Genomic DNA, 11,961 nt, shown 5'->3' on the forward strand with positions numbered 1-11,961 from the left:
ATGCGCTCTCACAGAGCCACTTGATTTACTGTGTGAGAGCGCATTTATGACTGGTCTTTCTGTTAACATACCAGCCAAGAAAACACACCGGTACATTTTTAAAAGCCAGCTCTTGATAAAATCGCGCCTACACTCACTAATTACATATCGTAATACCTGAGATTCAGACATGCTATTACTGTTTGCCGTGGCTTTTATTGCCGCCACTATTTGGCCAATGGCATCAGAGGCTTATGTCAGCTACTACGTTGTTAATCAACCCGACTTATTTGTTATGGTTTGGTTAACCGCAACGCTAGGCAATACCCTTGGCGCTATTACCATGTTTGAATTAGCGCGTTTTTCATCGGCATCGATAAGCCAGAAAAAAGCGCAACAACACCAGCGCTGGCAACGCTCGCAGTATTACTTTAAGCGTTACGGCAGCGCTATTTTATTTTTTGCCTGGCTGCCGATTATCGGCGACTTACTGCCGCTGGTTGCCGGAGCGTTCTCGATCAATCGTCCTGCGGCTTATGTATGGTTAACACTGGGCAAAGCGTGTCGCTATGGATTTATTATTTGGGGCACACTATCGGTACTGCAGGCGCTGCAAACAACGCCTTAAATAGGCCGCTTCGCACTGGCTAAACATTGGCTTAAAGCCCGAACACTCGCCTCTGGCGATTGAGCGTGGGTAATCGCAGAAACCACGGCAATCATCGCAGGTTTTGCCTCTAGCACGCAGGCTACATTGGCCAAATTTATACCACCTATGGCCACCACCGGTGTATTGCCCGCCATAGCGCAATAACGCTTAAGCCGCGCTATACCTTGAATTTTTCCACTCATATCTTTAGTGCGAGTCGGAAATATAGCCCCCACCGCAAGGTAGCTTGGCTTATATTGCTTAGCGAGTAAAAACTCGTAATCACCATGGGTGCTAATACCTAAACGCAGTCCGGCGCACTGGATATCGTCTAGCTTGGCCGTTGCTAAATCTTCTTGGCCCAAATGCACCCCGTAAGCACCGCACTTAATAGCCAATTGCCAGTAGTCATTAATAAACAGCTGTAGCTGATATTTTTTTTCGATCTGTACCGCCTGCTGTATCTCCTGCTCGATTTCATCCATGGGTTTATTTTTTATTCTTAACTGGATCGTTTTTACACCCAGACTGGCCAACCGCTCGAGCCACTGACTGCTATCGACAATAGGATACAAACCCTGTGGCTGGCTTAAAGTAGTAAAACTTGTTATCGGTCGCGACAACCCAGTACTGCCAACCGCAGGATAATACCGAGCTGCAGCAGGCCAACCATTGTTAAGTGGGCTATTGCTGGTTGCAGCAAGCGTTGCCCTGACGGAAAATTCTCGGGCCAAGTAGGCACTGGCTAAAGTCACCGCGCTTTCTAAACTGTGCTGTTCAAGCAGGGCACAGGCTATTGCCGTCGCCAACAAGCAGCCAGTACCACGCATCGACTTATTATTTTTTCTTTGTCTAAAATAATAAGGCTGATTTTGGTGCTGGCTTTTAAGCAAAATATCTTTAACTTGATCATCCGCCGGCTGGATGATTAACCCCTTTAATAAAATAGCCCCCTTAAAAGTAGCTTGTTGTCGATAAAAACTCGCCATTAATGCCTCTGGGCCAGCTGCCTTTAAAGCCTGACCAGTAAGTGCTTCGAGTTCCGCCAGATTGGGGGTTAACAATGTAATAAATGGCAGTAACGGGGTAATAATAGTCAGAATAGAGTCGTCCGAAAAAGCGCCGTTATCGCCGCTGTTTAGCCACACGGGATCAAGTACCAGCTTTGGCTTTGGCACGCTACAAGCGTCCAGCCACTGGGTAATCACCATAGCGATTGCTTGACTGGGAAGGACTCCAATCTTTACCACATCTGGCGGCTTTATCAAGCTGTTCAACTGCTGCTTTATGAGTTCACAGGACACCGGCTGATTAGCCGATAAGCCTTGTGCATTTTGCGCCGTTAAACAGCTCGCCACTACCGACACCGATGCACCTAACGCATTCGCAACTTGAACATCACGAACCACACCGGCAAAGCCGTTTGCCTCTAAGCCGGCAATAATCAGCAAGTTGGCACTACTCATTAACACGAAAAGGCATCCCTATGGTAGCGGTACTGGGGGTAGCAAACTCTTGCGCTTGTATTGCACCGGCTTTATAGCCATAGCGGCCGGCTTTAACCGCATGACAAAAAGCTTCGGCCATAAGCTCTGGGCTATGAGCTTGGGCGACGGCGGTATTAAGCAGTACCGCATCACAACCGAGTTCCATCGCGCCAGTTGCGTGTGAGGGTTTACCGAGCCCTGCATCTACCACAATGGTAGCCTCGGGCAACCTTTGACGCAGCACCGCCAGTTGATAAGGGTTGTTTAAACCTTTACCGCTACCGATGGGTGAACCCCAAGGCATAATAACCTCACAACCGGCATCTATTAATTTTTTACAGGCGACTAAATCATCGGTGCAATAAGGTAAAACTTTAAAGCCTTCTTTAATCAGTTTAACAACACAAGACAGCGTTTTTTCCATATCCGGTTGCAGTGTATAGTTGTCCCCAATAATCTCTAACTTAATAAGATCTGTCGCAAAAATCTCTCGGCTCATTCTGGCTAAGGTAATGGCCTCTTGCTCGCTTTCACAGCCTGCGGTATTGGGTAAAACATCAACTTGGGCGGCGTTAATTAAAGCCACATAAGACTGTGCCGCCGCTAAGTTAGATTGCTGCCGGCGCAGTGACACAGTAACCAATTGCGCACCCGATGCGATAATGGCTTTTTGCATAATCGCTGGCGAAGGATAACGCGACGTGCCTAAGATAAGACGCGACTCATAGCGTTTGTCGTAAATCCTTAATAGGTCCATATCAGCCGCCTTGTATCGGTGATACCACATCCAGTGTATCGCCATCTTGTAAGTAAGTTGTTACGTACAAATGTTTTGGCACAAAGGTATTATTAATGGCAACGGCAAAGGGCGGTTTAAACTCATGCTGTTTAATAATTTCGTGTAGCTCGCTATGGGCTAATTCTTGAGCTTCACCATTAAGCAATATTTTCACTTTCCCTCCTAATCACATGGTCAACTATTTGATTGGCGATTGCCGGTCCCATTAGCCACCCGTGACGATACAGACCATTAGCTACAATCACTCGCTGCCGAATAGAGACGTTGGGCACGTTATCTAAATAAGCCGCTCTGATACCGACACTGGCCTCGAGAACTCGAGCTTCTGAAAACATCGGATTAACACTGTAAAGAGTACTCAATAACTCCAATGTACTTTTTACGGTTATATTATGCTCGCTGCTGGACTCTACTTCGGTTGCGCCAATCACAAACTCACCCCCAGGTTTAGGCACTATATAAATAGCGTGCCTCGGATGCAGTACCCGCACCGGACGAGACAGCGTCGCCTCTGGACAGTGCACCCTAATCACCTCGCCCCTCACGCCGCGTAGCGGCCCCACTGGATTTTGATGGTGCTCTTGGCCAATGGCATTAGCTCCGCGTGCATCGACCACCCAATCATACTCGCCAGTAAGTTGCTGGAGCTTACTAACACTAATCTCTTGGTTATCGTAAATAACACAATGCTGCTGTAATGCTCGGGTCGATACGGCTAAAAAAGCTCGATTGCAAAGCTGTGCTTCGGGCTTAAGAAAACTCGCCTGTTTAAAATTGTGCAAGCTGGGTTCAAGCTGATGCAGTTCATTTTCTGTCAGCCAATCAATATTAGCGGCGTAGTCAGTAGCCTTAGTCGTCAAATCCGACTTAAGCTGAGCAAAGCATTGGCGGTCAGCATCAAAAGCCACCACCAAACTGCCTTTAGCTTGAAAAAAAACCGGCTCTTGTTGCGGGTCGAGCAATTGCAATTGCTGTAACAATTTAGGCCACTGCGCCACACCCCACAGCCCCATCTGGGCTACCTCTTTAGGGGCGTGAATAATCTCGCTGATGGGACATAACATGCCTGCCGAAACGTGAGCGGCATTGTGCGGTACAGATAGCGGTGTTTTTTCAAAGAGGGTAACTGCTACGCCCTTGTTAACCAACTGGAGGGCCGCTAAACGACCAACAACACCCGCCCCAACTACGGCAACTTTCACAAATCGGCCTCGGCATTGATATAAAGCTCGGAGCCTTGCGCTTTAAACTTTTTGGCCATGCTAACAAAGCCTTCATCGGCCGCGTCACTCTGACGGTTAATGTCGGCTTCGGTCACAGTTTGCAGCTCGGCCGAATTGCCGTAATCTCGTTTTAAATCTTGGCTTAATTTCATAGAGCAAAACTTAGGACCGCACATCGAGCAAAAATGTGCTTTTTTAGCTGCCGCCTTAGGTAATGTTGCATCATGGAAATCACGCGCTGTCATTGGATCCATCGATAAATTAAATTGATCTTCCCAGCGAAATTCAAAGCGTGCTTTGGAAAGAGCGTTATCACGAATTTGTGCCCCCGGATGCCCTTTCGCTAAATCGGCGGCGTGGGCGGCAATTTTATAAGCGATCAAGCCTTGCTTTACGTCCTCTTTATTGGGCAGGCCTAAGTGTTCTTTAGGCGTGACATAGCAAAGCATTGCGCAACCATACCAACCAATATTGGCCGCACCCAACGCCGAAGTCATGTGATCGTAGCCAGGCGCAATATCGGTGGTCAGCGGCCCTAAAGTATAAAAAGGTGCCTCATAACAGTGCCGTAGCTGCTCATCCATATTCTCTTTAATAAGCTGTAGTGGTACATGCCCTGGACCTTCGATCATAACCTGCACATCGTGTTGCCAGGCAATTTTGGTCAGCTCACCCAGTGTTCGAAGCTCTGCGAATTGTGCTTCATCGTTCGCATCGTAAATAGAGCCGGGGCGCAACCCATCACCTAGCGAAATAGAAACATCGTACTGTTTTAAAATACTACACAGCTCATCAAAGTGACTGTAAATAAAATTTTCTTGATGGTGCGCCAAACACCACTTTGCCATAATAGCGCCGCCGCGTGAGACGATGCCGGTTAAGCGGTTTGCCGTCATCGGGATAAAGCGCAACAGCACTCCGGCATGCAAGGTCATATAATCGACGCCCTGAATTGCCTGTTCGATAATCGTATCGCGGATTATTTCCCAGCTTAAATCCTCCGCTATACCATTCACTTTTTCTAGCGCCTGATAAATAGGAACCGTACCTACGGGAATCGGTGAATTGCGAATAATCCACTCACGGGTTTGGTGAATATTGTCACCAGTGGATAAATCCATCAAAGTGTCGGCTCCCCAGCGGGTAGACCAGACCAGTTTTTCCACTTCATCTTCGATGTTTGATTTAATCGGTGAATTGCCAATATTGGCATTAACCTTAACTAAAAAGTTACGCCCAATAATCATCGGCTCAAGCTCTGGGTGATTTAAGTTGGCTGGAATTATCGCGCGCCCTTCTGCGATTTCCTGACGAACAAATTCCGGAGTAATATCATCAGGAGTTGCCCCCCCCCAAGCGTTTCCCAGATGTTGCTGTCTAAGAAGCTCGGAGCGATATGCTTTGCGGTTTAAGTTTTCGCGCACCGCCACAAACTGCATTTCTTTGGTGATAATACCGGCCCGCGCATAGGCCATTTGCGTTACCGCCTTACCGGCTTTAGCTTGTAAGTGCGGCTTGTTAAGTAACGCCGAGTTTGTATCAACCACAGCTTGCGCAACCTGTAGGCTGTCATTGCGATTAGCGATCCAGGGCTGGCGAAGCGTAGGCAAGCCCGCGCGAACATCCACCACAGTATCGGCATCGGTTATTGGTCCAGAGGTGTCGTAAACAAAGATATCTTCGTTGATTTCAACACTTAGCTCTCCGGTTGCCGACTCCAGCGGAGTGTCGCTTTGTGTGATACGCCGCATAGGCACTTGCAAGCCAAGCTCTTGCCCCAGATACACTTTATCGGAGGCAGGAAACGGCTGACGATTTAACTCGGAAATAAAAGATTGACTAAAGTTAACGGGTTTTTCTGAGGATGTTGCTTTTGACATGTCGGCCACCACTAAAAGTAAGTAAGTGTCTGCCGAACGGGAAGCTGCCATTAATGCGAAGGGACGCAGCGCCGGTTTATCTTTAAAAAAAGACAAATCTAACGCTTAATCTTGATTCCTACGCCAGTATTAACTGGATCAGGTTCCGCGGATTCTGTAAAACAGTCTCAGCCCACAAGGGCACTCCGACAAGACGATGGCAAAAGTATACCGGTGGGGTTTAAGACTTAGCAAGGCTTTATTGTAAAACCATCATGGCTAAAGAAGCTAAGACCAACGACTAAGACCAATTTTATAGCCTTAAAACCCACTTTTTAATGAGTAATAGCCTAAGAATTTAGGTTAATGTTTATTTAAAAGAGAAATTAAAAAGGCTCACTGTAAGCGAGCCTTGATACAGGGATTAAATTAACAAACTAGAGTCTACATTGGCCAACTTACTAGGCCTACTGGCATCTTCTACACGACTAGGAATTTCATGAACTCGGCCACCGTTGACCAAAAAAGCCTCAATCTGGGCCTGTAACTCCATTCTTACGCGTTCACGTGATGCGATGCTTAGGTCTTCTGACGGCTTGCCTTTAACGTCAGCTTGGATCTCATCATTATCATCGATATCGACGTCATTATCGTCATCTAAACTAGCACTTTCATTTAGTTCATATTGACTCGCCATAAATAACACCTCTCAAACCGTATGCCTTATTCATGCCAAAACAAAAATCACCCATAACCAATTTTTACTGTCTTGAAATGTAAATCAGAACCTCTTTGAGGGTACTGTTTTTGTTATATGGGCTTGTTCCCTTTATATCGCAAGGAGAGCTTTTCGTCACAGATTATTTACAATTTTTTAGGCCTGTTTTTTATTAGCACGACGGCCATCTTACATTTTTGTTATTTACCCTTGTTAAGCCTTAAAGCCCCAGTTAAAAATCTAATCATTCTCAATTGCGCCCTGTAATATCAGCAGCCTTGCAACACACGCATTGTTTGTCAGGGCAGTCGATAAACCGTACACTGCACGCCACCTAAACAACATCGACAAATAGAACAAGAGATTGACCATGACCACCCCACGTGAGCTCAAGTACTTTCCAGAGCTATCAGAGCTACCTGTAGCAGAGCAACAACAGCGCCTGAACAATGCCAAGGCCATTGCTTTTGGTCCAGATAACCGTCTACAGCGTTGGCGCGGCAACACTCTATTATTTGGCCTAATGTTTATCGGATCGGTGGGTTTTATGGCGCTTATAGCGCCAGCGCTTGGGTTATCGCAAGATGCCGCCGCCATTATTATGTTAGTGGTTGTGTTACCGGCTTTTTTTGTCCTTCAACAGCGGCGCTATTTACGTTTAATTCGACGCGCGTTACAGCAACCAGAGGCCTAAATGCTTAAGTGTTGTGTTTCGGCACGGAATAAAGCATATAAAAAAACGGCGACCAAAGTCGCCGTTTTTTTATATGCTTTATTTAGTCTTACCTAGATTGCATCGCTACCGGTCTCGCCAGTGCGAATACGTATAATTTCTTCAAGCGGGGTAATAAAGATTTTACCGTCACCAATTTTACCAGTTTGGGCCGCTTTAGTAATTGCCTCAACGACCTGATCGACCAGTGCATCATCGACAGCCAGCTCGATTTTAACTTTAGGTAAAAAGTCGACCACATACTCGGCGCCACGATATAGCTCTGTATGACCTTTCTGCCGGCCAAAGCCTTTAACCTCAGTTACAGTCATACCCTGCACCCCGACCTCGGACAGCCCTGTGCGTACATCATCGAGTTTGAACGGTTTTACGACAGCGGTAATCAATTTCATGTAAGTTTCCTTCTTGATCCGGCGGAACCAGCTAGCTTGCTGAATGGTTTGGGGGTTCACCCTGTAGAGGGTTACCAAAGTATGGGTAAAGATACACGCAAGCCGTCAAAAAATCATCTCTGCCCGCACATAGGGTATTTTACGCCAGAGATACCAGTTAAACCAACTGCCAAGCTAACGCCCGGCAGTTGGTCATCTGCTTACATACTACTTACTTAGCAGAGGTAAACTCAGGGTAGGCTTCCATACCACACTCTACCAAGTCGACACCTTCGTACTCTTCTTCTTCGCTAACGCGCAGACCGATGATCACCTTAATGATGCTCCATACGATCAGGCTACAAACGAATACCCAGATGAAGATGGTCAAGGCACCCACAATCTGACCAACAAAGGTCGAACCGTCGTTAGTTAAAGGGACAACCAGCAGACCAAACAGACCGACAACACCGTGTACAGAGATGGCACCTACTGGATCATCGATTTTCATCTTATCCAAAGACAGGATAGAGAAGACGACGATGATACCACCGACAGCACCGATGATGGTGGCGCCCAGAGCACTTGGGGTTGAAGGCTCAGCGGTAATCGCTACCAGGCCGGCCAGTGCACCGTTAAGCGCCATAGTCAGGTCGGCCTTACCGAACAAGATGCGAGCAACAATCAGCGCGGCAACCAAACCACCAGCGGCGGCAGCGTTAGTGTTCAAGAACACCATGGCAACCGAGTTAGCGCTAGCGATATCGCCCAGTTTTAACACCGAACCACCGTTAAAGCCGAACCAACCCATCCACAAGATGAAAGTACCCAAAGTCGCCATTGGCAGGTTAGCGCCGGTAATCGCGTGAATCTCACCGTTTTTACCGTATTTACCTTTACGCGCACCCAGCAGGATAACACCAGCCAAAGCAGCCGCAGCACCAGCCATGTGGACAATACCCGAGCCTGCAAAGTCAGAGAAACCTAAGTCACCCAAGTTGTACATACCAAATACGTCGGCACCATTCCAGGTCCAGCTACCTTCCATTGGGTAGATAAAGCCAGTCATAACAACCGCAAAACCCAAGAATGCCCATAACTTCATACGCTCGGCAACCGCGCCCGATACGATCGACATCGCCGTAGCTACAAACACCACCTGGAAGAAGAAGTCCGATGCGCCGGAGTAAACCGAGCCACCTTCAAAACCTTCTTCAGCAGAAGATGCTAGTGCATCAGCCACTAAGGTTTCGCCACCTTGAATGCCCGACAGGAAGAAGCTTCCGTCGTACATAATTGCGTAGCCACAGATCAAGTACATGATGCACGAGATCGAGAACAGAGCGACGTTTTTAGTCAAAATCTCTGTAGTGTTTTTGGCGCGAACTAGGCCGGCCTCTAGCATGGAGAAGCCAGCGGCCATCCACATTACCAGTGCACCACATACCAAGAAATAAAAGGTATCCATGGCGTACTGCAACTGAAAAATTTGATTTTCCATCGCTTAATCCCCGTCTGTTGTATATAAGTATTCTTAAATCGCTTGATCGCCGGTTTCGTTGGTACGTATCCGAATAACTTGCTCAAGAGCCGCAACAAAAATTTTGCCGTCACCTATTTTGCCGTTGTTAGCCGCTTTACCAATGGCCTCGACAACGGTGTCGACATCCGACGCTTTAACCGCTATTTCCAACTTAGTTTTAGGCAAAAAATCCACAACGTACTCAGCGCCGCGATACAGCTCTGAGTGACCTTTTTGACGACCAAAACCTTTTACTTCAGTCACTGTCATACCGTGTACACCAATGTCGGAAAGCGCTTCACGCACCACATCGAGCTTAAACGGCTTGATAATCGCTGTTATTAGTTTCATTTTTTAACTCCTAGAAAATCGATCAAGTAACGCGTCGCAATAAAAACAGCACCTGTTGCCGTGCGATTAATCGCCACTAACCATTACTGCCAAGCACAACTTTGCACAGAGCAGGCCAACCAAACAAACTCTATTGTTTTCAAAGGATTAGCGTGCAAAGCAAAGCTCGCCTGCGGAAAACGGAGCAGCCAATTCACAGCCGCGCACCAAAAACGCCCCAAGCACAAAGCGCTATGCACCATTAGCGAGCGACGTTTTTTTCGACATTAACAAGAGGATTTGAGTAGGCAATACAAGCGCCGCAGAAAAATCGATCCGAGCAATAAAAACAACTCTAACGCTCGGCGCATTGAATTACCGAACCGACGACTCGGCTCAACTTACGGGATTTTCAGGGTGTACAATACGCAATTCCGAATTTATCAGAGCCGCTAACATGTCAGAATTTACTCAGCGTATGCTTAAAGAACTACAAGATGCCTTACCCGGTGCCGATGTATTACCCAAAGCCCAGCTACAGGCGGCGCTAGAGGCCGTGGTGCGACGCATGGATTTAGTCACCCGTGCCGACTTTGACGCACAAGCGGCGGTACTGGCCCGCACCCGGGCACGCCTTGAGGCACTCGAGACCGAGGTTGCCGCCCTCGAGCACACCATTGACCCCAGCAGTAGAGCCAGCTAAGTTCTATAAAGTGCGGGCTTTAAGCCCGCTCACTTCTATACTTAAGGGATAATTTGTCACGCAAGGATTGCCTATGTCACTCGCCATCGTCCACACCCGCGCGCTGCTCGGCGTCGATGCACCACCGGTCACCGTTGAGGTTCATCTGTCTAACGGCCTGCCATCATTAGCGATAGTGGGAATGCCAGAAACCGCGGTCAAAGAAAGCAAAGATCGGGTTCGCAGCGCAATTTTAAATTCTCATCTTGAGTTTCCAGCTCGTCGCATTACCGTCAATTTAGCCCCTGCCGACTTACCCAAAGAGGGTGGTCGCTACGATCTGGCCATCGCCATTGGCATTCTGGCCGCCTCCGAGCAAGTACCCTCCGAGCTATTAAATGAACTAGAGCTGATCGGCGAGCTGGCGCTATCTGGTGCGGTGCGGCCAGTAACCGGCACACTGCCAGCGGCATTAGCTGCAGGTAAGGCTGGACACAGTCTAATTGTCGCTGCGGCCAACGCCCCCGAAGCGGCTCTGGCGCGCGACACCCACATCTACAGTGCCGAAAACCTACTGCGCGTCTGCGCCCATCTACATCGGCGTGGCGAGCTACCCAGCGCCGAGTTTCCCGCCTCGCCTACGCGCCGTCCACAGCCAGAGCTTGCCGACGTGAAGGGCCAACAACAGGCCAAAAGGGCCTTAGAAGTCGCCGCCAGCGGCGGTCACAATCTATTGATGTTTGGCCCGCCCGGCACGGGTAAAACCATGCTTGCCAGTCGCTTACCTAGCATTTTGCCCGCTATTGATGAGCGCGACGCCTTAGACGTTGCCGCGATTTATTCGGTATGTGGTGTAGGCCATACGCCGCTCTGGCTTGAACGACCTTTTCGGGCGCCGCACCACACCGCCTCGGCGGCGGCACTAGTGGGCGGCGGCACTCAACCACGCCCGGGGGAAATCTCACTGGCCCATGGTGGGGTGTTATTTTTAGATGAGCTGCCCGAGTTTCAACGACAAGTACTAGAGGTGCTGCGCGAGCCTATGGAAAGCGGAGAGATTCGTATCTCCCGCGCCCGAGCACAAACCTGCTATCCGGCGCGGGTTCAACTAATAGCCGCCATGAACCCTTGTCCATGTGGTTATTTTGGCGGAGCCATCAACGGTAATAATAATCGCTGCCGCTGTACCAGCGAGCAAATACAACGCTATCGCAATAAGATATCGGGCCCTATGCTCGACCGGATCGATCTGCACGTCCCGGTGCATAATATTCCGCCCAGCCAACTTAACAACGCCCCTATGGGTGAATCTAGCGCCACTGTGCAAGCGCGAGTAAGCCGAACGGTTAACCGACAACAACAGCGGCAAAACAAGCCTAACGCACAGATAAACTCGAAAGATATTGAACAATTTTGTGTGTTAACTGCGGAAGATCAACAGTTTTTAGAAGCTGCGGTGGTGCGTCTGGGGTTATCAACTCGCTCTTATTACCGGGTACTCAAGGTAGCGCGCACACTGGCCGATATGATCCAACAAGATACTATTGGCCGCGCACAGCTGGCCGAGGCGTTAAGTTTTAGAGCCCTGGATCGTGCACCTTAACAAGAA

The 11,961-nt window shown here is 48.6% G+C and carries 13 protein-coding genes and 1 riboswitch; of the genes, 4 read left to right on the top strand and 9 right to left on the bottom strand.

Going from position 1 to position 11,961, the window contains the following annotated elements:
• Positions 1-169: 169 nt before the first annotated feature.
• Positions 170-607, top strand: a complete 438-nt coding sequence (locus tag GILYN3_RS10110; RefSeq protein ID WP_049722866.1) for a YqaA family protein — start codon at positions 170-172, stop codon at positions 605-607.
• Here the strand turns inward: GILYN3_RS10110 and thiE are convergent.
• From thiE to GILYN3_RS10140, 6 genes are all read right to left on the bottom strand, one after another.
• The gene (gene thiE, locus GILYN3_RS10115) at positions 604-2,094 is read right to left on the bottom strand and encodes a thiamine phosphate synthase (RefSeq protein ID WP_049722867.1); all 1,491 of its coding nucleotides are present in this window, start codon (positions 2,092-2,094) and stop codon (positions 604-606) included. The two genes, GILYN3_RS10110 and thiE, sit on opposite strands and share 4 nt — an antisense overlap.
• Entirely contained in the window at positions 2,087-2,872 is a 786-nt protein-coding gene (locus tag GILYN3_RS10120) for a thiazole synthase (protein ID WP_049722868.1), read from the bottom strand. The genes thiE and GILYN3_RS10120 overlap by 8 nt, the downstream gene beginning before the upstream one ends.
• A 1-nt stretch (position 2,873) precedes the next feature.
• A complete protein-coding gene (gene thiS, locus GILYN3_RS10125; protein WP_049722869.1) occupies positions 2,874-3,068 on the bottom strand; it encodes a sulfur carrier protein ThiS in 195 nt (64 codons plus the stop codon).
• Entirely contained in the window at positions 3,052-4,116 is a 1,065-nt protein-coding gene (locus GILYN3_RS10130; protein WP_049722870.1) for an FAD-dependent oxidoreductase, read from the bottom strand. The genes thiS and GILYN3_RS10130 overlap by 17 nt, the downstream gene beginning before the upstream one ends.
• Positions 4,113-6,017 (bottom strand): phosphomethylpyrimidine synthase ThiC, encoded by a 1,905-nt coding sequence (gene thiC / locus GILYN3_RS10135; RefSeq protein WP_049723912.1) that lies wholly within the window; start codon positions 6,015-6,017, stop codon positions 4,113-4,115. The genes GILYN3_RS10130 and thiC overlap by 4 nt, the downstream gene beginning before the upstream one ends.
• Positions 6,018-6,115: 98 nt before the next feature.
• Positions 6,116-6,215, bottom strand: a riboswitch (TPP riboswitch).
• Positions 6,216-6,420: 205 nt separating this feature from the next.
• Positions 6,421-6,693 carry a hypothetical protein gene (locus tag GILYN3_RS10140; protein WP_049722871.1) on the bottom strand — a complete coding sequence of 91 codons (273 nt, stop codon included), beginning with the start codon at positions 6,691-6,693 and terminating at the stop codon, positions 6,421-6,423.
• A gap of 391 nt (positions 6,694-7,084) precedes the next feature.
• Here GILYN3_RS10140 and GILYN3_RS10145 point away from each other — a divergent pair, with 391 nt between their 5' ends.
• Entirely contained in the window at positions 7,085-7,408 is a 324-nt protein-coding gene (locus tag GILYN3_RS10145; protein ID WP_049722872.1) for a hypothetical protein, read from the top strand.
• Positions 7,409-7,500: 92 nt separating this feature from the next.
• Here the strand turns inward: GILYN3_RS10145 and GILYN3_RS10150 are convergent, their stop codons facing one another.
• The 3 genes from GILYN3_RS10150 to GILYN3_RS10160 all read right to left on the bottom strand — a co-directional run bounded on the left by GILYN3_RS10150 (position 7,501) and on the right by GILYN3_RS10160 (position 9,691).
• Positions 7,501-7,839, bottom strand: a complete 339-nt coding sequence (locus GILYN3_RS10150) for a P-II family nitrogen regulator (RefSeq protein WP_049722873.1) — start codon at positions 7,837-7,839, stop codon at positions 7,501-7,503.
• Between the two features lie 211 nt (positions 7,840-8,050).
• On the bottom strand, positions 8,051-9,319 hold the full coding sequence (locus GILYN3_RS10155; RefSeq protein ID WP_049722874.1) for an ammonium transporter: 1,269 nt from the start codon (positions 9,317-9,319) through the stop codon (positions 8,051-8,053).
• Between the two features lie 33 nt (positions 9,320-9,352).
• Positions 9,353-9,691 carry a P-II family nitrogen regulator gene (locus tag GILYN3_RS10160; RefSeq protein ID WP_049722875.1) on the bottom strand — a complete coding sequence of 113 codons (339 nt, stop codon included), beginning with the start codon at positions 9,689-9,691 and terminating at the stop codon, positions 9,353-9,355.
• 436 nt (positions 9,692-10,127) lie between these two features.
• Here GILYN3_RS10160 and GILYN3_RS10165 point away from each other — a divergent pair, with 436 nt between their 5' ends.
• Positions 10,128-10,373, top strand: a complete 246-nt coding sequence (locus GILYN3_RS10165; protein ID WP_049722876.1) for an accessory factor UbiK family protein — start codon at positions 10,128-10,130, stop codon at positions 10,371-10,373.
• Positions 10,374-10,446: 73 nt separating this feature from the next.
• Positions 10,447-11,955, top strand: a complete 1,509-nt coding sequence (locus tag GILYN3_RS10170; RefSeq protein WP_049722877.1) for a YifB family Mg chelatase-like AAA ATPase — start codon at positions 10,447-10,449, stop codon at positions 11,953-11,955.
• The last annotated feature ends 6 nt before the right edge of the window (positions 11,956-11,961 follow it).

This window comes from Gilvimarinus polysaccharolyticus, from assembly GCF_001187555.1.
Lineage (GTDB): Bacteria > Pseudomonadota > Gammaproteobacteria > Pseudomonadales > Cellvibrionaceae > Gilvimarinus > Gilvimarinus polysaccharolyticus.